Source organism: Ruegeria marina (genome assembly GCF_900101475.1).
In the GTDB taxonomy this organism is placed as follows: domain Bacteria; phylum Pseudomonadota; class Alphaproteobacteria; order Rhodobacterales; family Rhodobacteraceae; genus Ruegeria_B; species Ruegeria_B marina.
In genome coordinates this window covers 1-24,914 of the sequence record NZ_FMZV01000019.1, presented here as the reverse complement: position 1 = coordinate 24,914, position 24,914 = coordinate 1, and the positions used below count along the sequence as shown (strand labels likewise).

Genomic DNA, 24,914 nt, shown 5'->3' with positions numbered 1-24,914 from the left:
TCTCCGCCCCATCGTTTGCTCCAAGCCTGCCAAATGAATACCCTAGTTCCCGGGATCGGTAAAGTTTTTTGAGCGCTCAAATAAATTTGTATCCTGCTTTAATCGTAGCCGCAAACACGATAGAGAGACGACAGCTGAAAAGTCGGAGCCGTATTGATGATTCAGAACGCCCCCCCGCCCCGGCAACGCAAGGAACGCAAGGACAACGCCGACCGGCGCCGTAAACAGCTGATCGAAGCAACCTTGCGCTCGGTCGTGGAGAATGGATTGTCCCGCACGACGCTTGCTACGGTCGCCAATGCCGCGGGGCTGTCGCAAGGCGTCGCTGTATTCTATTTCAAAAGCAAAGACATGCTTTTGGCGGCGGCATTGGAGCACCAGTATTCAATCTACGCCGATACATGGCGTAAGGCGGTGTCCGAGGCCGGGACTGATGCACCCGAAAAACTGGCGGCTCTGATCAGGGCTGACTTTTCACCCCTGGTCTGCAACCGCGAGGCGCTGGCGGTCTGGTTCTCGTTTTGGGGCGAGGCGAGTTTCCGGCCCCGATATGCGGAAAGCGCACGGGACTTCGATCTTCAGCGCGGCGCCGTGTTGTGCGAACTGTGTGATGAACTGCTTTCGGATGCCCCGGAGGGAACAGCCCAGGACATTGCTTTCAGCATCGATTCCCTGACGGACGGGTTCTGGCAAAGACTGTATCTGAGCCCGGAAACCTTTTCGGTCACCGATGCGCTGCGGTTGACAATGGCATATCTGCGCACGGTCTTTCCCGACCACTCCACGGCCTTCAGGGACTGAAACAACACTGTCCGGTCCCACAGTTTCTGCCACGACGGCACGGCAACAACGGGCTGTCACTGGACGTATTCCTCCATTGCACAATCGGACTACTCAAGCCAAGGTGTGGTGACCTTTTTCTGTTTCGTGCCCGCTAAACACATATGTTAAATAGAATATTTAACCTTTGGACGGTTTCGTGTTACAACCCTTCCATTGCGCCAATGTACTTGGCAAGATCGCGGAAGCGTGTGTTCGACGCGTTTGCTGCATGTTGGGGGGCCGTATGCTGAACTTGCCGCCGGTGCTGTCGCTGATTGCTGTGCTTTCTGCGTTGGTGCCACATGGGAGCCGAGCGGCCAGCCTTTTTCCATCCGGATGTGAAATTCTGCGTGAGGCAGCCGAACCGACCTGCATGGCCAAGGTCGATTGCGGCAATCAGGTCGAGGCCATCGAGACCGCCACTTCCGCTTTCCAGCTCTGCACAGAGGGGAAGACGATGTCGGCGTCCGAAGCACAGTCCATCCTCAGGCAGTTCACGAACGTGAGATATTACCAGTGCTGCGCCGGTAACGCGTGGATCCATCAGACTCAGTTGCAACCAAAAAACTAATTAGGGGACCCAAGATGGTACAGAACTATACGTCCCTTCTCGTCAGCAACACCGACGGCTGGCATGACGGAGAAGGCATCATTACCTATTCGTTCATCGGAACGGAAATGCCCAACTACTATCCGACAGTGGATACGAATGCCGATGGCGACGCGGACAGCTGGGATGTCGGCCAAGGGGACCTGATTCCGTTCACCGGCCAGAACTTCTCGATGACGGTGGAGCAGCGCGCCATGACGTCTCTGGCGATCCAGGCGTGGAACGAGGTCGCCAACGTCAACCTGCAACCGGGTACGATCGACCCCGACGATCCAGCCAACCCAAACCCGCTGCACGGTACCCCGATTACCGGAAATGGAACATTGCAACCGGTCGGAGGCAACCCGCTGCCGCGAAACGATGACGGCTCATCGCTTCAGGACTTTTCGGCGGTGTTCGAAGACGGCCTGAACTTCTTCGGGCAGCATTACGATGCCAGCCAGATCTGGGTAAACACCAACGGAAACATCACGTTCAACGGCAACCTCAGCCAGTATACGCCTTCGGGCATTTCGGCCGGCACACGGGCCCTGATCGCGCCGTTCTGGGCGGATGTCGACACCGGCGACAGTGTGGATACGCCCGGAAACCCAATTCTCGTGAACGTCGACCCGAATGCCGATGTGGTCACCATCACCTGGGAAAATGTCGCCTTTTACAACGAGAACGACAACGCGCTCAATTCCTTCCAACTCCAGCTATTCGACCGCGGCAATGGCGACTTCGACATCGTTTTCCGTTACGAAGACATCAACTGGACCTCGGGTCAGGCGTCGGGAAGCAACGATCAAGGGCTTGGCGGAACTCCCGCAAGAGCCGGTTTTTCAGCAGGCAACGGACAGGACTTCTTCGAACTGCCACAATCCGGCAGCGAAAGCGCCATCCTGAACCTTGAGAACACCGTGGGCAATACCGGGGTCACCGGCATGTGGGTGTTTGAAGTCCGCAACGGCGCAGTTGCTGGCGACATCGCGTTTGGCGCCACCAACTTCCCCGACACCGGGCTTTACGGCTTCGTCTCGGATTTCCCTGAACCGGACGATCTGGGTGAAACCCCGTCGCCACACGGGGATATGTGGATCAACTCCAACAACCCCAACCAGTTCGTACCGGGCGTCGGCCCGATCTATGGCCATACCAGCTGGAACACCTATCTGCACGAACTGGGTCATGCACTGGGCCTGCGCCATCCCAACGAGGCGCCGAACGATCCGGCCACCAACAACCAGTTCACGGTGATGTCCTATGTGCCGCACCCAAGCGTCGCGGGTGAGGCACTGCTCGACCAGGCATTCAGCCTGACGCCGATGGTCTGGGATATCCAGGCGCTGCAGGAACTGTATGGTGCCAACACCACGACTCGGACAGGCGATACCGCCTACTTCGGCGACGGTGTACTGCCAACGGAATCGAGCCATCACGAGGCCGCCTATCAATACGGCACCAACAACATGATGGTTACCGGCGAAGACAACCGTGACCGTCCGGTGATCCTGACAATCTGGGATGCCGGCGGAAACGATACTATCGACGGCTCTGACCTTTCGACGAACAGCAATATCAACCTGGCACCCGGAAGCTATTCGACCATCGGTTCAATCGCCAACAACATCGGCATCGCTGCCGCCGTGACAGTAGGCGGACAGGTCATCAACCTTGTGGAGAACGCATGGGGAGGTTCCGGCAACGACACGATCGCCGGGAACTGGGTAGCAAACGAGTTGCTGGGCTTTGCCGGGAATGACCGCCTGAGCGGCCTTGCCGGCAACGATACTCTGGACGGCGGCGCCGGTGACGACACCCTTTTGGGTGGTGCCGGTGGTGACCAGATGTTCGGCGGGGCGGGCAACGACTCTCTGAACGGCGAAGCCGGAGGGGATCGCTTCCTTCTGGAACTTGGCATGGGGCACGATACCGTCTTCGACTATATCGCAGGAGAGGACCAACTGGATTACAGCAGGCTGGGCCAGACCGAGATCGCCGCAATCACCGAAGCCAACGTGAACGGCAACCGGGTCATCACCCTGAGCGATGGTTCGACCCTGACGCTTGTCGGGCAGGGGATCAACCAGGCGCCAACCGGCGCACCGGTGATCAGCGGAACACCGCAAACCGGTCAGGTTCTGACCGCGCTGACCGGCAGCATCCAGGATGCCAACGGGCTGGGCAATTTTGTGTACACCTGGCTGCGTGACGGCGTGGCGATCCCGGGCGCAAACGCGATGACCTATACGCTTCTTGCGGCGGATATCGGCGCGCGCATTTCGGTTCTCGTCAACTATGTCGATGGCGGCGGCACTCCCGAAGCGCTGGCCAGTGTACAGACTGTTCCGGTCATCGAAACTCCGGCGACACCTGGAACCAGCGGGGGCGATACACAGACCGTGCCGCAGGGTGAAGTGGGCAACCTCGAAGGCGGTGATGGCAACGACACCCAATACGGTGGCGGCGGCAACGACACGTTGAGCGGCGGCGAAGGCGACGACCTGATGGGTGGCGGCGCTGGCGACGACACCCTCAACGGCGGCGGCGGCAACGACCAAGGCTATGGCGGCCCTGGCAACGACACTGCCGAAGGTGGCTTTGGCAGTGATACACTGGGCGGCTTCACCGGTAACGACAGCCTGACTGGCGGAGGCGGAAACGACCAGCTTTGGGGCGCAGCCGGCGACGATACGCTGGACGGCGGCCTGGGCAACGACACACTCGGAGGTGCGGACGGAAACGACTCTGCCAACGGTGGTGACGGAAACGACGAGGTCTGGGGCTCGCATGGGAACGACACGCTCCTTGGCGGCAACGGGCAGGACACGTTGGGCGGCTTCACCGGCAACGACAGCCTTCTGGGCGAGGGCGACAACGACGAGATGTGGGGCGCCGCAGGCAACGACACGCTGGACGGTGGCGAAGGCGACGACAGTATCGGCGCAGGCGCTGACGACGACCTTGCATCGGGCGGCGCTGGCAACGACCAAGTGTTCGGCGGTCTTGGAAACGATACGTTGTTCGGCAACGAAGGAAACGACACCATCTATGGCGCGGCTGGCAACGATGTCATCGATGGCGGCGAGGGTGACGATGAAATGTTCGCCGGACCCGGCGCGGATGTCATCATCATGTCGGCAGGAAACGACACGCTGAACTTCTTCTCTGGCACCGAAGACCGTATCGACCTGAGCTTTGCCACCACGATCGTCAACTTTACCGATCTGGTCGATCCGCTGGGCGGGCATACCACCGAATCCGGCGGGAACCTGATCATAGACGATCTGAACGGCAACACCCTGACGCTGGTCGGGATCCAGCTGGCCGACATCGACTCGTTCGATTTCATCTTCTGATACAAAACCGGATCGGGGCCCCGAAAGGGCCCCGGCCATGACAAGGTCCAGTCCATCGGGCTGGACCTTGTCATTTCTAGATCCGGAACGCGGCGGCCAGGTCTTCGGGCAGATCGAATTCGTCCAACACACGATTACGGGCCCCAGCCGACATCTTGCGGGCGGTCTTGACCACGATATCGAGCACCTTGTCGGGGCTGTGTTTGACGGCGAAGGGGGCAAAGTACCACCGCAGGAAGACAAAGCAGATCACATCCTCGAGCGCCTGCACCTGCGGGTCGCGCTTGATGCCTTCCTTGCGCAGCATCCGGCCCGTGGCCTCGATATCCTCGGCGCCGTAGCCTGCATCCTGCATCAGCGCCGAGATGCGCTCGGCATGGTGCACCGCCTGCGCCCGGCGCCAGGCGAGGTATCCGGCGCGGCCCTCGGGATAGGTATCGCGCGCCAGTTTCCAGCGCTCGACGTGCTGGCCGCGCGCGGCGATGCGCAGCGGTTCGGAGGCGTCGGGAAACAGCCGGTCCAGTTCGGCGCTCATCCGCTCGCCATAGAGCAGCGCCTCGGGGCGGCCCTCGTCCTGGCGCGGATCGGCGCTGTTGGCGGCGTCGATGGCCGCGAGAACATTTTGCAGGCGTTCCGTCATCCTTTGCTCCAGCTTTCGGCCGGATCGCTTTCGGCATAGTCGCGCAATTGCGCGATATCCGCGATCTCGGCATGGTTGCGTCTTACCGTAACGCCCGCGTCCTTGAGCCGGGCGAAGGCGCGGCTGAGGCTTTCGGGCTTCATCCCCAAGCGGCCGGCGATCAGCATCTTGTCATAGGGCAGCCTGACCTCGCAGGTGCCATCGCCGCCGTCGCAGAGATTGAGCAGGAATTCGGCGACACGCTGCGCCCCGGTCTGCGCCTTGAGCTGTTCGAGCTGGGCCACCAGCGAATGCAGGTGGCCGAAGGTCGAGGCAAGGATCGAGATGCCGATCTCGGGATCGCGGCGCATCAGGGAGAGGAATACCGAACTGGGAATATGCATCACTTCGCAGGCCGTAACCGCCTCGGCCGACACCGGATAGGGCATATTCTTGAGCGCAACCGCCTCGCCAAAGCTTTCGCCGCGGGTGAACACGCTCACCACCGCTTCGGCACCGGTGGGCGTCATGCGGAACAGCTTGACCCAACCGTCGATCACGACATGGATCGCCTGCGCCTTTTCCTCTTGCAGGAACAGGGTCTCGCCGCGCCCGTAGCCGCGCCAGATCGCCTGAGACAACAGCGCGTCCACGTGCTGTTCAGGTAGGGACCTGATCAGCAGCGAATTCCTGGCTATCGCCTTTTGCCGTTCATGAGTCACGCCCGCCTCTCCTGTCCCCGCATTTCCTTCGTTGCGACCAGCCTATGGCAAATGCCGCGCCGGTGCATCTGCCTTTTCCGGTTCGGGCCGTCAACCCGTGGTGCGCTTGACCATAGTCATGTCGCGGGACGCCGCTGTTTCATATCCTCACGACAGAGCCACGAGATCCGGGAGCGTACAGCATGGAGTACGAGCAATTCTTTCGCGACAGTCTTGCGCAGTTGAAGGAAGAGGGAAACTATCGCGTTTTCATCGACCTGGAGCGACGGCGGGGCAGTTTCCCCGCGGCGCGCCAAACCGAAGGGCAGACCCGGCGCGAGGTGCGGATCTGGTGTTCGAACGATTACCTTGGAATGGGTCAACACCCGGCGGTTTTAGGCGCGATGCATGACGCGCTGGACCGCTGCGGTGCCGGGGCCGGGGGCACCCGGAACATATCCGGCACCACGCATGACCATGTGCTGCTGGAGGAAGAGCTTGCCGATCTGCATGGCAAGGAAGCGGCGCTGGTGTTCACCTCCGGATATGTGTCGAACTGGGCCGCCCTCGGCACCCTTGCCGCCAGGGTCCCCGGCATGATCGTGTTTTCAGACGCGCTGAACCATGCCTCGATGATCGAGGGCATTCGCCATTCGCGTGCCGAACGAGTTATCTGGAAGCACAACGACCTTGCCGACCTGGAGACCAAGCTGGCCGCAGCCGACCCGCAGGCGCCGAAGATGATCGCCTTTGAATCGGTCTATTCTATGGATGGCGACATCGCCCCGATCCGCGAGATCTGCGACCTGGCCGACAGATACGGCGCGATGACCTATCTCGACGAGGTTCATGCGGTGGGGCTTTATGGTCCGCGCGGCGGCGGCATCGCCGAGCGCGAGGGGCTGATGCACCGGCTGACGGTGATCGAGGGGACGCTGGGCAAGGCATTCGGCGTGGTCGGCGGCTATATCGCCGCCTCGGCGGCACTGTGCGATTTCGTGCGCAGCTTTGCCAGCGGGTTCATCTTTACCACCGCGTTGCCACCGGCTGTGGCGGCGGGGGCCGCCGCCTCGATCCGGCATCTGAAGACCTCGCAGGCCGAGCGCGCGGCGCAGCAGGCGCGGGTGGCGCAGGTGCGGGCGCTGCTGGATTCGGCGGGCATTCCGCATCTGCCGAACCCCAGCCATATCATCCCGGTGATGGTGGGCGACCCGGTGAAATGCAAGTTCATCTCGGACACGCTGCTGGAAGAATTTGGCATCTATATCCAGCCGATCAACTATCCCACGGTCCCGAAAGGCACCGAACGGCTGCGCATCACCCCATCGCCGGTGCACAGCGATACCGATGTCGAACATCTGGTTCAGGCGCTGAGCACATTGTGGCAGCGATGCCAGATGGCGCGGGTGCCGATGGCGGCGCAGTAAGGATCAGCGCAACGGTGGGGTCTGGTAAAGCCGGACCTTGATGCCACCGTGGTCGACGACCGGACCGGGTGCCTTGAACGGCAGCCGGGTGGCGCGGGCCAGGCTCATCTCGGAGGTGATCAGACCGACGCGCCAGCCGGCGAAACGCTCTGTCAGCACCTTGCCAAGGCTGCCGTAGAGCGCCCTGAGCCGGGTCTGGTCACCGATGCGCGCACCATAGGGCGGGTTGACGATGACAAGGCCCGGCCTGCCCTCGGGCGGGCGGATGTCGCTGACCGGGCGTTGCAGGAAGTCGCAGAATTCCGCCACGCCGGCGCGGGCCGCGTTGGCGCGGCTGGCCTCGATGGCGCCGGCGTTGCGATCGGAGCCGCAGTAGCGGCTGTCGGGGGTGCGGCCCCCTGCCCCGGCCTGCATCGCCTGCCATTCGGCGGCGTGGAAACCGACCAGCTGTTCGAAGGCAAAGCTGCGCGAGCGGCCCGGCGCCAGCCCCGCCGCCCATTCCGCCGCCTCGATCACGAAGGATCCCGAGCCGCACATCGGGTCGAGCACCGGCCCGGTCCCGTCGAAGCCGCATTGCCGCAGGAAGAGCGCCGCCATGGTCTCGCGCATGGGGGCCTTGCCGACCGCCTCCTTGTGGCCGCGCTTGTGCAGCGCCTCGCCCGAAGTGTCGATGGAGAAGGTGCAGAGATCGCGTTCGATCCGCAGCATCAACCGGAGGTCGGCGGTATCGGAGATCGGTGCACCCAGCGTCTCGGCAATGGCGCGTTCGATGCGCTCCTTGGCGGCGCCAGCATGATAGATTTTCGACTTGCGACAAACGGCCTCGACCCGCACCGGCGTATCGGGGCGCAGGAAGTCGCCCCAGGCAAACTTGCGCGCCCGCTTGTCTAGCTGCGCCAGGTGCACCGCTGGAAAGCCGCCAATCCGCACCAGCACCCGGCCCGCACCGCGAAGCACAAGATTGGCGCGCAGTACCTCGGACCAGGGGCCGCGGGTTTCTACGCCACCCGGCACCGCGCGCGGATCGGCAAACCCGCGTTCCACCACCTCTTCGGCCAGGGGTTGTTCCAGCCCCGGCGGGGCCATCAGGAAAATGTCGAATGTCTGCGTCTTGTCCATTCCCGCCGATTACAGCGGATCGGGCGGGGGGGCGAGTCCAATCTGGTCAGGGTTCAGAGGTGAGCGCGGATCGAGCCTGTCTTGGGCGAGAGATCGGGGTCTATATCGCGCATCTCCAGCGACAGGGCCAGCGATTGCCGCTCCATGACCGGAGCGACAAAGGCGCGGACCGCCTCGAATATCTGATTGGCAGCGGCCTGTTTCACCTCTGGGGCGCGGCCCGCGCGAAGCCGGATCGAGATGTCGATGAATCCGTGTTTCGCATCGCCATCCGCAATCGCCCAGTGATCGGCGCGAAAGGCGCGCACCCGGATGCCGGGCATTGGAAAGGTATCGATCGTCGCCGCAGTGGCGCGTATCACCTCGCAGAGCGCGCCGATATCCAGCGTGACTTCGAGATTGCCTGAATATTCGACGATGAAATGCGGCATGGCGCTTCTCCTCTTTCGCCGGCGACGGGAGGTTCTGTGGAACACGATTTCGCGTGAAATCGTGGCGGCGGATATCTACTGAAATTCCCGCCGCTTGGCCCACGCCGATACTTGTAACATGTTAATCACCTTGTGGCAGGCGAGGGCAAGCCCGTTCTGGCCCATCCCGATCAGCGATGAACCTATGATAGACTGAAATACCCCCCCCGGGCGCCGGCGTCTCCTCCATGCGCACCTCGTCACCGGGAGGAAACCACGTCCACAGAACGGCGCATCGCCACACTCGAAGGGGCCTGGACGGGCCGGCAAAACGCTTGGCCTGGTCATGGCAGGTTCTTCTGAACTTGTGTTGTGCTCGGGCATTCAATGCCAACCGCACATGAGTTGCAGATACCACCAATCTGATCTAAAATTTTAGTGAATTATTATATTTTGTGCTTTCATATTGGCTTATTTCCCTACGATTTGTTCTCATATTAACTTTTTACGCCATATCGGCTCGGCCAAATCCTTGAAGTCCTCAGGTCATCTGCGCCTGGAACAGGACCGGCACATGACCAAATGAGCACCTTGCGGACAAGGTGAGTCCGGCACCCGCACTCTGCCTGATCCGGGTGCGCAACCGGTAGCAAAAGGACGCGATCCGGGCCATGCCGTCGATCCGGCGGTTATCGACTGAAGATCACCGTCTTTGTCCGCATCCGGCCAGAACGGCATAGCCAGCACCTGCGCCGTTTCGAGGCGCGCGTGCGGCAGAGCGAAGAGGTGCGGGAATGTCACGCCACGATCGGTGCGATGGATTATCAACCGCAGGTCGTGGTGTCCGGGCTGGATGACAGTGAACGACCCCGCAAACGGATAAATTCCGATGGAGGCTATGTATCAATAGACACCGATTTCTTTTATGGCGCAGCCAAGAGGACGGCGTTTTTTCCACGTCTCGGCTGAAACGAAAAGGGCGCGGGATCTTGCCCCGCGCCCCTGGTTTTCGACCTTGGTCCAGCTTAGCCGATGATTGCGTTCAGTGTCACACTGGGACGCATCACCGCCGCCTTCTTTTCCACGCTGGGATGATAGTAGCCACCGATGTCAACGGGCCTGCCCTGAGCGGCGGCCAGTTCCTGCAGGATCTGCGCTTCACCAGCGGCCAGCGCTTGTGCGATGGGCGCGAACTCGGTGGCAAGGGCTGCGTCCTCGGTCTGCGCCGCCAGCGCTTCAGCCCAGTAGCGCGCGAACCAGTAGTGGCTGTCGCGGTTGTCTGGCTGACCGACCTTGCGGCTGGGGCTGCGGTTGTAATCCAGGATACCCTGGGTCGCCAGCTCGGCGGCGGCGCCCAGAACGCCAGCCCTGGCGTTGCCACGGCTGTCGGCGAGAAAGTTGAGCGACTCGCTGAGCGCACAGAATTCACCCATAGAATCCCAGCGCAGGTGGTTTTCCTCGACCAGTTGCTGCACATGTTTGGGGGCCGAGCCCCCTGCCCCGGTCTCGAACAGGCCGCCGCCCTGCATCAGCTTGACGATCGACAGCATCTTGGCCGAGGTTCCCAGTTCCAGGATCGGGAACAGGTCGGTCAGATAGTCGCGCAGGACGTTGCCGGTGATGGCGATGCTGTCCTGGCCTGCGGTGATGGTCTTGAGCGATTGGGCAGTCGCCTCGCGCGGGGCCATGATCAGGAACTTGTCGGCCACGCCGGCCGCTTCGAGCACCGGTTTGACATAGGCGATCAACTGCGCGTCATGAGCCCGATTTTCGTCGAGCCAGAAAATGGCTTCGGAGCCGGTCAGGCGTTGACGGTCCATCGCCAGCTGGATCCAGTTTTCGATCGGGGCCTTCTTGACAGTGCAGGCGCGCCAGATGTCGCCGGCCTCGACCTCATGCGAATGCAGGGTTTCGCCGTTGGCCAGCACGATGCGGATAATGCCGTCGGCCGGAGCCTCGAAGGTGGTCGGGTGTGAGCCGTATTCCTCGGCCTTCTGGGCCATCAGGCCGACGTTCGCGACGGCACCGGCGGTGGTCGGGTCCAGCGCGCCGTTGGCCTTGAAGAAGTTGATCGCCTCGTCATAGACAGGTGCGTAGCAACGGTCGGGGATGACGCAGTTGGTGTCGCCCTTGGCGCCGGTCTCGTCCCAACCCTTGCCGCCCGCGCGGATCACGGCAGGCATCGAGGCATCAATGATCACGTCCGACGGAACGTGCAGGTTGGTGACGCCCTTGTCGCTGTCGACCATGTACATATGCGGGCGGTCGGCCTTGACCGCCTCGATGGCGGCCATGATCTCGGCATCGCCCTTCACCCGCTCCAGCAGGTCGCCCATGCCCGAGTTGGGGTTGACCCCCAGCGCCGCCATGCGGTCACCGTATTTCTCGAACACCGGCGCCAGCCAGGCCTTGACGGCATAGCCGAAGATGATCGGGTCCGAGACCTTCATCATCGTGGCCTTCAGGTGCAGCGAGAACATGGTGCCGTCTTTTTTCGTGTCCTCGATGGCATCGGCCAGGAAGGCGCTGAGCGCCTTGACCGACAGGAAGGTGGCATCGGCGACGGTGCCCTCGTCAAGTTGCCAGTTCTTCTTCAACTCGGTCACGCTGCCATCCTGGGCGACGAATTCGATCCGCGCCTTGCCGGCCTGGGCGGCGGTGATTGTGGCCGATTTCTCGTTGGCGTAGAAATCGTTGCCCGGCATCGAGCTGACCTTGGTTTTCGAGGTCGAGACCCATTCGCCCATCGAATGCGGGTTCTTCTGGGCGTAGTTCTTGACTGCCTTGGCCGACCGGCGGTCCGAGTTGCCCTCGCGCAGGACCGGGTTCACGGCCGAGCCCTTGATCGAGTCATAGCGGGCGCGGATTTCCTTTTCCGCGTCGGTGGCGGGCGCCTCGGGATAGTCGGGAATGTCGTAGCCCTGGCTCTGGAGCTCTTCGATGGCGGCGACCAGCTGCGGCACCGAGGCCGAGATGTTGGGCAGCTTGATCACGTTGGCGGTGGGCGTCTTGACCAGTTCACCCAAGGCGGCAAGGTCGTCAGACTGGCGCTGCTCGGCGGTCAGGTTTTCCGGAAAGGTCGCGATGATGCGGCCGGCCAGCGAGATATCGGGCGTGCCGACGGTGATGCCCGCGGCCGAAACAAACTTGCGAATGATCGGCAGGAACGAGGCGCTGGCAAGCTCGGGCGCTTCGTCTACAATGGTATACAATATGTCGGAGGTCATTTTATCAGCCATATTCTCTTACCTTTTTTAGCCTTTCCTGGGGCGTGCATTCCGAGGGCGTGGGCCACGGAATTCGTGGCTTGACCGAACAGGTCACAGGTGGACCGTTCGGGGCGACTCTGATTTGACAGGCTCCCCATACATGGCCTTTGGCTGCGGATCAATCGAGGTAGCCTGCGCATTTTGCCCCAGTCTGCGCAAAAAGCCGCGCGGGTCTGGAAACCGGCGATCATGCTGCGCAATTTGCAGGCAATTTGCGCATTTCCGCAGGGTAGGATCAATGGCACTTCCCCTCCCCTGCCCCGCTGGCTAGATAGATTGTCCAACATGCCCGGAGGATATCGCTTGGACCGCATTGCCCGCACCATCGCCACCGAGATCAACGCCCGCCCCGAACAGGTCATGGCGGCTGTCAAACTGCTGGACGAAGGCGCGACCGTGCCCTTTGTCGCGCGTTACCGCAAGGAGGTGACAGGCGGGCTGGATGATACGCAGCTGCGCACTCTGGCCGATCGGCTGTCCTATCTGCGCGAACTGGAGGCGCGGCGTGAAACCATTCTCGGCTCGATCCGGGACCAGGACAAGCTGACCGACGAGTTGGCGCTGTCGATCGCGCGGGCCGAGACCAAGGCGCAACTGGAAGACATCTATCTGCCCTACAAGCCCAAACGCCGGACCAAGGCGATGATCGCGCGGGAAAACGGGCTGGAGCCGCTGGCCGATGCCATTCTGGCCGACCGCCGCACCGAGCCCGAGGCGCTGGCAGCCGGGTATCTGTCCGAGGCAGTTCCCACGACCAAGGATGCGCTGAACGGCGCGCGTGACATCATTGCCGAACGGCTGACGGAGAACGCCGCCCTGCTGGGTGAGTTGCGCACGTTTCTGCAACGCGAAGCGGTGCTGAGCGCGAAGGTGATCGAGGGGCAGGAACAGGCAGGCGCCAAGTTTTGGGACTACTTCGCCCATTCCGAGAAATGGGCCACCGTCCCGTCGCACCGGGCGCTGGCGATGCTGCGCGCCCAGAAAGAGGGCGTGGTTACACTCGACATCGCGCCCGACGAGGACGGGGTCGCGCGGGCCGAGGCGATGGTTGCGGCCTGTCTGCAGACCCGTGGCAGCGGCCCCGGCGATGACTGGTTGCGCAAGGTGGCAGGTTGGACCTGGCGGGTGAAACTTTCACTGTCGATGATGGTCGAACTGATGGGCGATCTGCGGTCGCGGGCGCAGGAAGAGGCGATCCAGGTTTTTGCCCGCAATCTCAAAGACCTGCTTTTCGCCGCCCCCGCCGGGGCCCGGCCCACGCTGGGGCTGGATCCGGGTATCCGCACCGGGGTCAAGGCAGCGGTGGTCGATGCCACCGGCAAGCTGGTGGCGACCGAGACGCTCTATCCGTTTCAACCCAGGAACGATCTGCGCGGGGCGCAGTCCACGATCTTCAAGCTGATCGCCGAGCACAAGGTGGAACTGATCGCCATCGGCAACGGCACCGCCAGCCGCGAGACGGAGCGAATGGTGGCCGAAACGCTGAAGATGCTGCCGAAATCGGCCAAGGCGCCGACCAAGGTGGTGGTGAGCGAGGCCGGCGCCTCGGTCTATTCGGCGTCGGAACTTGCGGCGCGCGAGTTTCCGGGGCTCGACGTATCCTTGCGCGGGGCGGTGTCGATTGCCCGGCGGCTGCAGGACCCGCTGGCCGAACTGGTAAAGATCGAACCCAGGAGTATCGGTGTCGGCCAGTACCAGCACGATGTCGATCAACACCGGCTGGGGCAGATGCTGGAGGCGGTGATCGAGGATGTGGTGAACGCTGTCGGCGTGGATCTGAACACCGCCTCGGCGCCGCTGCTGGCGCATGTCTCGGGGTTGGGCCCCGGTCTGGCCGAGGCCATCGTGACACACCGGGATGCGCATGGCGCCTTTGCCTCGCGTCGGGATTTGCTGAAGGTCGCGCGGCTGGGGCCGCGCGCGTTCGAACAATGCGCGGGCTTCCTGCGCATCCGCGACGGCAAGGAACCGCTGGATGCCTCGGCCGTGCATCCCGAAGCCTATGAGGTGGCGCGCCGGGTGGTCGCCTCCTGCGGCCGCGATATCCGCCAGATCATGGGGCACGAGGGCGCGTTGAAGGGGCTGCGCGCCGAACAGTTCGTGACAGACACATTTGGTCTGCCCACGGTGCGCGACATCTTTGCCGAACTGGAAAAACCCGGCCGCGACCCGCGCCCGAGTTTCGTCACCGCGGCCTTTGCCGACGGCGTCGAAGAGATCACCGACCTTCGGCCAGGGATGGTGCTGGAAGGCACGGTGACCAATGTCGCGGCCTTCGGTGCCTTTGTCGATATTGGCGTGCATCAGGACGGGTTGGTGCATGTCAGCCAGTTGGCCGACCGGTTCGTCAAGGACCCGCACGAAGTGGTCAAGACCGGCCAGGTGGTCAAGGTGACGGTGACCGAGGTGGACGTGGCGCGCAAGCGGATCGGGCTGACGATGCGCAAGGATGGCGGGTCCTCGGCCCGCGAGGACCGCGCGGCGCGGAGCCAGCCGGGGCCGCGTGACCGAAAACCAAAAGGGCCAATGCAATCCGCACCGCGCGAAAACAACACCGGTGGAGCGCTGGGAGCTGCTTTGCAGGATGCGTTCCGTAAACGTTGAACAGGCTCTAAACAGCATATTAGAGCCTGTTCAAACAGCGCTTTCGATCCGGATAGAACGGACGGAGGGATCAACCCGCGCATAGGCGGCCAACAGTCGGCCTGTCCATTGCGAGGCGATATAATCGGCCATGAAGCGGCTAGGGGCCATCAGCGTGGCGCGGCCCCCTGCCCTCTCCGCCTCGGAAAGGTGGCGAAACCAGCTGGACCAGAGTTCAGGGTCGCGAGCGTGGAGCGCCGCCTGCACCAATGACCACGTGTCTTCCGTTCCGTCCGGCGGTGCGGCAACATTTGCCTGAAAAGGAACAACATTGCTTTCCGTCCTTGGCTCCTGGTCGATCCTGTCGGTAAAATCCGCCCCGAGAACATGCCAGGAGGGTCTCGTATCGACGAGCATCTGTTTCAAATCCAGTTCGTAGACACTGACCCGACCCCGTGCTCCGGGTCGTTTTACCGTTAACCAACCCATCGACCGAAGCCGTGACATCTCGCGTTTCACGGTGCGTTCATCGACAGACCATAGGCGCGAGATTTCCTCGCGACCGATGGAAAGTTCGTTTCTTTGCCAGTTGTAACGGGCGGTAATCAATAGACTGATGCGCAGGACAAGTCGCTGACGGTTCTTGTCACCTGCCAGTGCATGGGCGGATAGTGCCGAGAGTATGTCGTATTTCAAGGCCGAAGCATTTCGCCCGACCGGTTTGGCTATTTGCATCCGCATTTCTCTCCGCTCGATCGCCTCAAGGTTGGGTCTGGTGCCCAGGTGTCCGAATTTGGTCATTGCGCAACGCTTTTCCGGATCATGCCGTAATTAGCGTCCAATTCCTCGATTCTGTCAAGCGACTTGGATTTCCGGCGGCGGTTATCCTTAAATCTTGTTCTAAAAAATGGTGAGTTATTGGTGAAGGGGGACATTCATACTGTCCCCTTAATTATGCTTTATGCCCCCCTATTGTTTGGGATGGGGCTGGTCATGACCCCCCAGATGTTGTTGGTTTTCGGCGCGGGTTAGGGGTCTCTGGCCGTTGGGAGATTCGGGGCGTCCGCGAATCGGAAGTCCCGGTTCTGGTTGAGAAAACCTTACCCACGGGTAAGTCCTGTGTTCATGATATTTCCTTTTGCCATGAATGCAAATTAAGCGTAAATAGGCAAACAGTTAAAATTAGCGTCCTGACAAACAGGGGAGCCAGAGGCATGTACACGCACGAAGACCTGAACAACTTGCGAAACCAGTCGCTGAAACTGCAAGGCTGGATCCGGCAACAGACTTTCAGTCCGCAGATGGAGAAGACCCTGCGCCGGTTTTCCAGTTGGGAGGTCAGCGAGCTTATCTTCGAACTGAACCAGTCAACCTTTCGCGGCAAACTGGCCGCCGACCCCACCCTGCCCGGCGGCGAGGTCGAGCCGGACGGCCGCCAACGCTGGTTCAGCCTCGAAGAGGTCAACGAGTTGCGTCGCCGACTGAAGGTCAACCGTAAGTCATTGATGCCACCACGTCCCGCCGGAAAGCGGGCGGTTCGTGCAGCGGTCGCCAATTTCAAGGGCGGGGCCGGCAAGTCCACGGTCGCGCTGCACCTGGCGCATGCTGCCGCTTTGGATGGCTACAGGGTTTTGGTTGTGGATTTCGATCCGCAGGCTACGCTCAGTCACTCCATGGGCCTGACTGACGTGGCGGAGGATTACACCGTCTGGGGCATCATGGCGCGCGATCTGATCCGTGAAACCGAGCGAATGAACAACCGGTCTGCGGCGGCGGAAAGCGGTACCGCCCTGCCCCGCCGGCAACTGCCGGCATCGATTACGGGCATGGGTCTGGGTGATCTGCGGGTTGGCGATTTCATCAAGCCGACGTCCTGGTCTACCATCGACGCGATCCCATCCTGCGCCAACGCGGCCTTTGTCGAATTTGCAAGTGCGCAATACCGGCACCTAAATCCGGAGTGGTCGTTCTTTGCTGCGGTGTCTCGCTATCTGGATCAAATTCCTGACGACGCCTACGACCTGATTCTTTTCGACTGTCCTCCTGCCATCGGTTATCAATCGATGAACGCGGTATTTGCGGCAGACATGCTCTATATCCCCTCAGGTCCGGGTTATTGGGAATACGATTCAACCACGTCTTTTATCGGGCAATTGGCCGAGGCGTTGGAGGATCTGGCGCATGGCTTCAATGGCACCTTACCCACGGGTAAGATCGGTCTGCCCAAGGCCTTTGCCGAGATCCGTTTCGTTCTGACCCGCTACGAACCCGGCAACGCGCTGCACCAGGCGATGTTCGATGCATTCCGCAAGGTGTTTGGTGAACATGTGGCCGAGCACCCCGTCGAGATGACGCGCGCGGTCGAGCAGTCGGGACGCTTCCTGAATTCGGTCTACGAGATGGATTATCGCGACATGACTCGGGAAACCTGGCGCCGCGCGCGGGGTACGTTTGACAACGCTTATCGCGAATTTCGAACGGTGATGTTGTCGGCCTGGGGCCAACTGGAGGATGATGCATGAGCCGCAAGCGGAGAATTTTCGACATCGACATGCCGGAGATGGAAGCCATCCCGGCGACCAAGGTTCCAGACCCGGTAGTTGAGCGGCGTCGCGGTCCGATGGCCACGGCGATTTCGGAAAACGCCGATGCGCTGCGCAACCGGCAGGAAACCGAAGATCGTATCCGGGCCGAAAACGACAAGCTGGCGCACGAACTTGTTCGTTTGAAGAAAGAAGGCTTGATCACCGACCTTGTACCGCTGGACGCGATCCGGACAGAAAAGCTGACCCGGGACCGCGCCGACGGCCCTGATCCGGAACTGGAGGAGCTCAAGACCTCGATCCGGGAAATCGGGCTGTCCAACCCGATCCGGGTCGAACAGAACGCCGACGGCAGCTATGAACTGGTGCAGGGGATGCGTCGGTTGTCGGCCTATCGCGCGCTTTTCGAGGAAACCGGCGATGACCGATATCTTCGCATCCCGGCGGGCATCTTGTCCGAAGCTTCGCGCGACGACCAGTACCGGCGGATGGTGGACGAGAACCTGATCCGCAAGGATATCTCTTTTGCGGAAATGGGGGCGCTGGCGCGAGCCTATGCAGAGGATCCGGAGAACGAGTGCGAGGACGTGGACAAGGCGGTCAGCGTTCTGTTCAAGTCGGCAAGCTATACCAAGCGCAGCTACATCCGGGCGTTCGCCAGCCTTTTGTCTGTTTTGGGTGCATCGCTGGCACATGCAAATGACATTCCGCGCAACCTGGGCGTTGATCTCAAGCGCCGGCTCGACGTCGATCCCGATCTTGTGCTCAGGCTTCAGACGTCGCTGGCGATGCGGCCTGAACGGACTAGCGCCGAAGAGTTGGCGATTTTGCGCGGGGCCTTGGAAGGTGAAAAGCTCGAAGGGAAGGGGGGGGCGGCACCTGTGCAGGGTGTCGTGAATCCCCGAAAGGCCAAGACTACGTTCCAGATCAGCCGTTCGCATGGTGTCGCCAAATGCTCTGCCTCGAACGGTCGAATCGATCTGCGGTACAATCTCGATTTTACGCGAATTGATCGAAACCGGCTTGAGCAGGCGGTTGCGCGATTGATCGACGATCTTCAGGATGACTGATGTCGGCTTGTCGAAGCCATAAGCCACGCGGTCTTACCCACGGGTAAGACCGCGCTATCCAAGCAGATCCGTTGCCGGGTTTTCGGCTATGTCTACATCGTCGTAATAACGCTGCGCTTGCGCGACCGAACGATGCAGCGACAGGCGCATGGCTGCCTGGATCGGGGCGCCATCGAGTGCGGCTTGTGTCAGGAAGCCCGAGCGAATGCCATGGGGTGACGCGAAATCTTCGGGCAATCCGGCCAGTCGCAGGCGGCGCTTTACGATCTGATAAATTGCATCCGGGGTCATGCGCCTTTTCAGCAGGCGATCGGCTTTGGATATCGGGCGGAACAGCGGACCGTCCTTAATCCCGGATATTTCGAGCCAGTGAACCAGCGCCTGCGCGGCGCGTCCCTTGAGCACAAGACGCGGCGTGCTGCCGCGCGCCGTTGTCTTGGTTTCGACCAGTGAGATCCAAACAATACCGGTCTTGGCAAAATCCTTGAGCGAGATGTCCTCGACCATCAACGCGGCGATCTCGGATCTGCGGCGACCGCCACTTGCCCAACCCAGCATCAGAATGGCTCGATCTCGACAGTCACGTATCGTACCGCGACAGGTCGCAAGCAACTGTTCCAGAATTGGACGGGTGATCGGGTTGCGGGATTTCGGCTTGGCTGGGCGTGCAGCGGCCCGACGCGCCTTGGCCCGGGCCTGTTTCAGAAGGGGTGCATCGAATGGGCTGTCGAGGTTCTTCATGCGATGAAAGGCCTGCCAGGAGGCGATGCGGCGATTCAATGTTGACGGTGCAGGGCAGGTCAGCGCGCGGCGTAACCGTTGGGCGATCAGGGCCTCGGCCACCTCGCGGGCGCCATCCTTGGCTTCGGACAGGTCGCGGGAATGATCCAGTACAAAGCGAAGCGCACATTCGTGCCTCTCAGGCCAGACCAGGGGTTCGTCAAATCGCAACTGTTTCCACGCTGTAATGTAAACCAGGTCCCGTTCGTAGGCGCGTATAGTATTCTCTGGGGTGCCGCGCCGATACAGGTCGTTCAATGCCTCGATATCCTGGACGGATAGGGCGGGCGGCGCAAAGGGAGGGGTGCTGACCTGTGTCATGCGGCTGATTATGCATGATGCCGGCAGAAGTTCAATCACACACGATAACAGAAAGTTATCAAATATAAATGTACTGAAATGGAACCCTCTATGATACGAACAAAATTCGGATATAATGTTTGTAAATAAAGGAAGCGAAAAAAATATGGCAGTAATTCTGGGCCAGCCAAAGTCGATCTACGACCGAGATCCGACGCCGGAAGAGGACCTGTGGTTCCTGCCTCAGGCGCCGGACCCGGACGAGACGTCGACCGATCTGCCTTGGCCCGTCACCGCGCGCGAAGGATCGTTGCAGCCCGATGTCTGGCTTCAGGCCGAGCGAGCCTGCTATCGCGAATTGCTGGTTTCAGTAGAGGCCGTGACCCGTTTCGGAGAAAGGCTCAAACAAATGCCCATCGGCATCAGAGAGCGGTTTGCGTTGCAGTCGGTTTCGGCCATCTTGCGCGCAGAAGGTGTCTGGCTGGGCCCGGAGAAGATTGCGCTCTATCGTGCCTCGCGCCTGGCCGGGGAGGACGAGGCGCGCGCCCTGGCGCGAGCGAGTTGGGCGGTGCGGCGACTGACCGGGCAAGGCATCGCGGTTCATGAGGATCTGCGCGCCTTCCTGGGCCGGGCAGATGTCACGGACGCTCGTGACCCTGACCCCTATGCAGACCGTCCCGTGGGCGGTGAACTGGACGCGCTCGGCACTGCATTTTGTGCCCACCATCAAAGCCAGGTTGCTTGCCACGAGATAACTCGGGCGGCTTGCGATCTGGCTTTCTGGCGAAGCGAAGGGATCACGCCGTGGGATGAACTTCTAGAACCTGTAACGGCGGCAATGATCATCGGGGCAGGGGGGCTGGCCCCGTTTCTGCCGGTCGCGGGCGGGCACCGGTTTGACCGCTATGCGGTAAATGGCGGCGAAGATTTTGCCGAAGCGCGGCTGCGGGTTTTTTACGCCGCCGTCGAGGCCGGCGCGTTGGCCGCGCTGATGGAACTGGATCGGCTGAAAGTCTGGCTGGAGCGCGCACGCTTGAAGACACAGGACTTGTCCGGCCGCACGCCGCCCGCTTTGACCGACGCGCTCACCCGGTTTCCGATCCTGTCGGCCGATCTAGTGGCGCAGTATGTAGGCTGTTCCCCGATGTCGGCCCGGCGTAACCTCAACCTGTTCACCGACCGTGGTCTGGCCCGCGAAATCACCGGGCAGGGAAGATACCGCTTCTGGGCGGCGGCAGTGTGAGGGCAGGGGGCCACGCGTTCTGTCGTCACATTCGAGGTCAGATGCGGTTCCAAAGGGGGGGCACGAAAGCAGTCTTGCAGGCTGTTCGGCAACCACGCTGCGGCGCGATCACTTTGGCATAAAGCGACGAATGCCGCATCAATCAGTGCGAGGATAATCTGGCGCCGCGGCAGCAGGTCGGCATTTCCGGACCAACAACCTTGCAGGCGCAAAAAACGGGGCGGCCCGAAGCCGCCCCGCCTGTCATCATGGGGTTCCGATTACTTCAGGTCGAACCGGTCCGCGTTCATGACCTTGGTCCAGGCCGCGACGAAATCGGCAACGAAGTCACCGGCCGCGTCGTCCTGGGCGTAGCGCTCGGCCAGTGCCCGAAGTTGTGAGTTCGAGCCGAACACTAGATCGACGCGGGTTGCCGTCCAGCGGGTCTGGCCGGTTGCCCGGTCGCGACCCTCGTAGACGCCATCGCCCGACGGTTTCCATACGGTTCCCATGTCGAGCAGGTTGATCAGGAAATCGTTGCTCAGTACGCCCGGACGGTCAGTCAGGACTCCGTGCTTCGAGCCGCCGTGGTTGGCGCCCAGAACACGCAGGCCAGCAACCAGAACCGTCATCTCAGGCGCAGTCAAACCCAGCAACTGGGCGCGGTCCACCAGCATCTCTTCGGGCGAGGTGCTGAGCTTGCGTGCCTGGTAGTTGCGGAACCCATCCATCACCGGTTCCATCACCGCAAAGCTGTCGGCGTCGGTTTGTTCTGCGGTGGCATCGCCACGGCCGGATGCGAACGGAACCTCGATTTCGTGACCACCAGCCTTGGCCGCCGCTTCGACACCCGCCGAACCGGCCAACACGATGAGGTCTGCCATCGAAACCTTCTTGGTACCAGAGTTGAACTCGGACTGAACCGCTTCGAGCACGCCGAGAACCTTGGCCAGTTGTTCTGGCTGGTTCACGTCCCAGTCCTTTTGCGGGGCCAGGCGGATACGTGAGCCGTTTGCGCCGCCGCGCATGTCGGACCCGCGGAAGGTCGAGGCCGAAGCCCAGGCGGTGGAGACGAGTTCCGAAACGCTGAGACCCGAAGCAAGGATCTTTTCCTTCAACAGTGTTGCATCCGCGGCGTCGATAACCGGGCCGGCGGGGATCGGATCCTGCCAGATCAGTTCCTCGGCCGGAACCTCTTTGCCCAGATAGCGCGCGCGAGGGCCCATGTCGCGATGGGTCAGCTTGAACCAGGCGCGGGCGAAGGCGTCGGCGAATTCTTCTGGATTGGCATGGAAACGGCGCGAGATCTTCTCGTACTCCGGATCCATCCGCATGGACAAGTCGGCCGTGGTCATCATCGGTGCATGACGCTTTTCCGGGTCGAAGGCGTCAACCACCATGTGCTCGGGTTTCACGTCCTTGGCCCGCCACTGGTTCGCGCCTGCCGGGCTCTTGACCAGTTCCCATTCATAGCCGAACAGCACGTCGAAATACCCCATGTCCCATTGGGTCGGGTTGGGTTTCCATGCGCCTTCGATACCGCTGGTGATGGCATCGCCGGCCTTGCCGGACCCATTGGTGCTGAGCCAGCCAAGGCCCATCGCTTCGATCGGAGCTGCCTCGGGTTCCGGGCCTACATTGGCGGCATCACCGGCCCCATGAGCCTTGCCGAAGGTATGTCCGCCTGCGACCAGCGCCACGGTTTCCTCGTCATTCATCGCCATGCGGGCGAATGTCTCGCGCACGTCACGGCCCGAGGCAACGGGATCGGGGTTGCCGTCCGGTCCTTCGGGGTTCACGTAGATCAGACCCATCTGAACTGCGGCAAGCGGGTTTTCCAGATCGCGTTCGCCGGAATAGCGGCTGTTCGGCTTGTCCGAAGTCGCGAGCCACTCTCCTTCAGACCCCCAATAGATGTCTTCCTCGGGCTCCCAGATATCGGCGCGGCCACCGGCAAAACCGAAGGTTTTGAAACCCATCGATTCCAACGCCACGTTCCCGGCCAGGATCATCAGGTCGGCCCAGGAAATCTTGTCGCCATATTTCTTCTTGATCGGCCAGAGCAGGCGGCGTGCCTTGTCGAGGTTACCATTGTCCGGCCAACTGTTGAGCGGTGCAAAACGCTGGTTGCCGGTACTGCCACCTCCCCGTCCGTCCGATGTACGGTAAGTGCCCGCGCTGTGCCAGGCCATGCGGATGAAAAGGGGGCCGTAGTGACCATAGTCAGCGGGCCACCAGTCCTGGCTGTCGGTCATCAGGGCGGTCAGATCGGCCTTGATCGCATCGAGATCAAGCGACTTGAAGGATTCGGCATAGTCGAAGTTGGCGCCCATCGGATCCGACTTGGACGAATGCTGATGCAGCACCTTCAGGTTGATCTGGTTCGGCCACCAGTGATGGTTTTGCATGCCGGTACCTGCGGCATGCCCACGCATTACCGGGCACTTGCCATTCTGGGGGGCGTCGTTTCCGTCCATGTGTATCTCCAATTGTGGAACAATGTGAATTTGTCGCGTGCCAATCACCCCGGGGCCCGCGACTCCGGAAGCGAAACGGGCAACATGGCAAGACGTTAGCAAGGTCGACGGATCAGTATAAGTTTTATTTTCCGATTGTTTCCATAGTAAATTGTTATCGAAATCATGTTGGGAGAATGCATTTTTCAGTTAACGGGAAACATGCCGTGTCCAACGGCAACCGGGACCCGGTGTGCGGTCACGTCGCTTTCCCGCACGGGACGCGTTGCGCAGACGCCCATTTCCCCAAAGTCACTCGCAGGGTCACGATGCTCTAAGGACCCACACCCTATGAATACATTTGCAGTGCCCGGGTTCAAGAGTCCCACAGATCCAACGCCGACTCGATACAATGAATGCCGGGACAGAACACCTGGTGACATCTCAATTCTTCAAGCAGCGAAAGAAGTTCTGCGCCGCAGGAAAACAGATGGTTATGGAAAACGGGAAAAAACAAAAAAGCCTCTGGACACCTTGCTTGGCTCGTCATAGAAGGCCGCAACCCAACGGCAGTCGTCGTTCCCGTGCCCGGGTAGCTCAGGGGTAGAGCAGTGGATTGAAAATCCTCGTGTCGGTGGTTCGATTCCGCCCCCGGGCACCACTTAAAAGCTGAAATAGTTAGGTTTTGTTGTCATGTCTGGTCCTTAATCGGATCGGGTTTGACGCTTTTCGGCGTTAGGTTTGACAATCGTAAGCGTTGCATCTAGCCCGCTTCTTGCCCCCTAAACCTACCAGTGCTGCGAATGGTATTCAGGCCCCGGAACTAAACTGGAGGCCACCATGGCGGAAAATAAGGTTTGGGGCTTCACCATTCGCAAGACCCCTACAGGAAAGAACATCTGGCCCAATGAGTTGAAGTGGGAAGCTACTCGGCGCATTCGAGAAGATGGGCAATCTCCGGGAGACGTGGCTGCAGAGCTTGGTGCTCATGAATGCCTTGTCCGCAAGTGGTCCGTTGCCGACCGGCGACGCCGAGGCGAGAAAATCCATATAGAAGGCCCTGCATTCGCCGCTTTGAGTGTCGAGGATGATGCTTCCGTCGTCGAGACGCCACGACCGGCCAGCGATCAGACGGGCTGTGGGCGCATTCTCTGCGGGACCGTGACAATCGAATTTCCTCTGGGGATCTCGGAAGGCAACCTTGTGAAGCTCATGAAGGTCGCGGGCCAGCTCCAATGATTGCGCCTTCCAACACCTACAAGATTTATCTCGCCACGACCCCTGTCGATTTTCGAAAGGGGATGGATGGGCTGGCAAATTACGTTCTCAGCAATTTTGACCTCGATCCGCTCTCAGGGGCATTCTTCGTCTTCAGATCGAAGGGGCGAGACAAGATCAAGATACTGATGTGGGATGGAACGGGTCTCGTTCTGGTCTACAAACGTATCGAGGGCGCTGGTTTCGTTTGGCCAAAGCTGAGCGAAGGCACCATTTCCATGACCAAGGCCCAGTTTGAAGCCCTGTTCGAGGGGCTGGACTGGCGACGTGTCGAGACCGCAAATTACCACCACCCCAAGTTGACCTGAGGAGGGCTTAGGGTCAGGATGCATTGATTTCGGTCGCACGGCGTGATTCACGGCTC

Annotated in this window: 19 protein-coding genes and 1 tRNA gene; 12 read left to right on the top strand and 8 right to left on the bottom strand. The window is 61.0% G+C overall.

Features of this window, described 5'->3' with window-relative positions; genetic code table 11:
* Positions 1 to 156: 156 nt before the first annotated feature.
* The 3 genes from betI to BLT75_RS20335 all read left to right on the top strand — a co-directional run bounded on the left by betI (position 157) and on the right by BLT75_RS20335 (position 4,773).
* Positions 157 to 801, top strand: coding sequence for a transcriptional regulator BetI (gene betI, locus BLT75_RS20345; protein WP_093036405.1), 645 nt, complete (start codon positions 157 to 159; stop codon positions 799 to 801).
* Positions 802 to 1,066: 265 nt separating this feature from the next.
* The gene (locus tag BLT75_RS24170) at positions 1,067 to 1,393 is read left to right on the top strand and encodes a hypothetical protein (protein ID WP_143028611.1); all 327 of its coding nucleotides are present in this window, start codon (positions 1,067 to 1,069) and stop codon (positions 1,391 to 1,393) included.
* A gap of 14 nt (positions 1,394 to 1,407) precedes the next feature.
* Positions 1,408 to 4,773 (top strand): nidogen-like domain-containing protein, encoded by a 3,366-nt coding sequence (locus tag BLT75_RS20335; protein ID WP_093036399.1) that lies wholly within the window; start codon positions 1,408 to 1,410, stop codon positions 4,771 to 4,773.
* A 76-nt stretch (positions 4,774 to 4,849) separates the two neighbouring features.
* Here the strand turns inward: BLT75_RS20335 and BLT75_RS20330 are convergent, their stop codons facing one another.
* Together BLT75_RS20330 and BLT75_RS20325 are read right to left on the bottom strand one after the other, a co-directional pair.
* A complete protein-coding gene (locus BLT75_RS20330) occupies positions 4,850 to 5,413 on the bottom strand; it encodes a DUF4202 domain-containing protein (RefSeq protein ID WP_093036395.1) in 564 nt (187 codons plus the stop codon).
* On the bottom strand, positions 5,410 to 6,114 hold the full coding sequence (locus BLT75_RS20325; RefSeq protein WP_093036392.1) for a Crp/Fnr family transcriptional regulator: 705 nt from the start codon (positions 6,112 to 6,114) through the stop codon (positions 5,410 to 5,412). The genes BLT75_RS20330 and BLT75_RS20325 overlap by 4 nt, the downstream gene beginning before the upstream one ends.
* Before the next feature lie 182 nt (positions 6,115 to 6,296).
* Here BLT75_RS20325 and hemA point away from each other — a divergent pair, with 182 nt between their 5' ends.
* Positions 6,297 to 7,520, top strand: coding sequence for a 5-aminolevulinate synthase (gene hemA / locus BLT75_RS20320; protein ID WP_093036389.1), 1,224 nt, complete (start codon positions 6,297 to 6,299; stop codon positions 7,518 to 7,520).
* A 3-nt stretch (positions 7,521 to 7,523) separates the two neighbouring features.
* On the opposite strand, the gene BLT75_RS20315 is transcribed toward hemA, so the two are convergent.
* Together BLT75_RS20315 and BLT75_RS20310 are read right to left on the bottom strand one after the other, a co-directional pair.
* Entirely contained in the window at positions 7,524 to 8,639 is a 1,116-nt protein-coding gene (locus tag BLT75_RS20315; protein ID WP_093036386.1) for a THUMP domain-containing class I SAM-dependent RNA methyltransferase, read from the bottom strand.
* A gap of 53 nt (positions 8,640 to 8,692) precedes the next feature.
* Positions 8,693 to 9,070, bottom strand: a complete 378-nt coding sequence (locus BLT75_RS20310) for a 5-carboxymethyl-2-hydroxymuconate Delta-isomerase (protein ID WP_093036384.1) — start codon at positions 9,068 to 9,070, stop codon at positions 8,693 to 8,695.
* 747 nt (positions 9,071 to 9,817) lie between these two features.
* Here BLT75_RS20310 and BLT75_RS25305 point away from each other — a divergent pair.
* Positions 9,818 to 10,018: a hypothetical protein gene (locus BLT75_RS25305; protein ID WP_425441151.1), complete on the top strand. Its 201-nt coding sequence runs from the start codon at positions 9,818 to 9,820 to the stop codon at positions 10,016 to 10,018.
* Positions 10,019 to 10,074: 56 nt separating this feature from the next.
* Here BLT75_RS25305 and BLT75_RS20300 read toward each other — a convergent pair whose 3' ends face one another.
* Entirely contained in the window at positions 10,075 to 12,288 is a 2,214-nt protein-coding gene (locus BLT75_RS20300; protein ID WP_093036381.1) for an NADP-dependent isocitrate dehydrogenase, read from the bottom strand.
* Between the two features lie 390 nt (positions 12,289 to 12,678).
* Between BLT75_RS20300 and BLT75_RS20295 the strand changes: the two genes are divergently transcribed.
* Positions 12,679 to 14,922, top strand: coding sequence for a Tex family protein (locus tag BLT75_RS20295; RefSeq protein WP_245706602.1), 2,244 nt, complete (start codon positions 12,679 to 12,681; stop codon positions 14,920 to 14,922).
* Positions 14,923 to 14,952: 30 nt separating this feature from the next.
* On the opposite strand, the gene BLT75_RS20290 is transcribed toward BLT75_RS20295, so the two are convergent.
* Entirely contained in the window at positions 14,953 to 15,702 is a 750-nt protein-coding gene (locus BLT75_RS20290; protein WP_342728025.1) for a DnaA N-terminal domain-containing protein, read from the bottom strand.
* Positions 15,703 to 16,115: 413 nt separating this feature from the next.
* Here BLT75_RS20290 and BLT75_RS20285 point away from each other — a divergent pair, with 413 nt between their 5' ends.
* Together BLT75_RS20285 and BLT75_RS20280 are read left to right on the top strand one after the other, a co-directional pair.
* A complete protein-coding gene (locus BLT75_RS20285) occupies positions 16,116 to 17,423 on the top strand; it encodes an AAA family ATPase (protein ID WP_093036375.1) in 1,308 nt (435 codons plus the stop codon).
* A complete protein-coding gene (locus BLT75_RS20280; protein WP_093036371.1) occupies positions 17,420 to 18,514 on the top strand; it encodes a ParB/RepB/Spo0J family partition protein in 1,095 nt (364 codons plus the stop codon). Before BLT75_RS20285 ends, BLT75_RS20280 begins: the two co-directional genes overlap by 4 nt.
* Before the next feature lie 54 nt (positions 18,515 to 18,568).
* Here BLT75_RS20280 and BLT75_RS20275 read toward each other — a convergent pair whose 3' ends face one another.
* Positions 18,569 to 19,615: a tyrosine-type recombinase/integrase gene (locus tag BLT75_RS20275; protein WP_093036368.1), complete on the bottom strand. Its 1,047-nt coding sequence runs from the start codon at positions 19,613 to 19,615 to the stop codon at positions 18,569 to 18,571.
* 145 nt (positions 19,616 to 19,760) lie between these two features.
* Here BLT75_RS20275 and BLT75_RS20270 point away from each other — a divergent pair, with 145 nt between their 5' ends.
* Complete coding sequence (locus tag BLT75_RS20270) at positions 19,761 to 20,837, top strand: helix-turn-helix domain-containing protein (protein WP_176828152.1); 1,077 nt, start codon at positions 19,761 to 19,763, stop codon at positions 20,835 to 20,837.
* 260 nt (positions 20,838 to 21,097) lie between these two features.
* Here the strand turns inward: BLT75_RS20270 and katG are convergent, their stop codons facing one another.
* Positions 21,098 to 23,293: a catalase/peroxidase HPI gene (gene katG / locus BLT75_RS20265; RefSeq protein WP_093036361.1), complete on the bottom strand. Its 2,196-nt coding sequence runs from the start codon at positions 23,291 to 23,293 to the stop codon at positions 21,098 to 21,100.
* Positions 23,294 to 23,858: 565 nt separating this feature from the next.
* On the opposite strand from katG, the gene BLT75_RS20260 reads away from it, so the two are divergent.
* From BLT75_RS20260 to tnpB, 3 genes are all read left to right on the top strand, one after another.
* Positions 23,859 to 23,933, top strand: a tRNA-Phe gene (locus BLT75_RS20260).
* Between the two features lie 179 nt (positions 23,934 to 24,112).
* Positions 24,113 to 24,511, top strand: a complete 399-nt coding sequence (locus BLT75_RS20255; protein ID WP_093036358.1) for a hypothetical protein — start codon at positions 24,113 to 24,115, stop codon at positions 24,509 to 24,511.
* Positions 24,508 to 24,858, top strand: a complete 351-nt coding sequence (gene tnpB / locus BLT75_RS20250; protein ID WP_093036355.1) for an IS66 family insertion sequence element accessory protein TnpB — start codon at positions 24,508 to 24,510, stop codon at positions 24,856 to 24,858. The genes BLT75_RS20255 and tnpB overlap by 4 nt, the downstream gene beginning before the upstream one ends.
* Positions 24,859 to 24,914 lie beyond the last annotated feature (56 nt).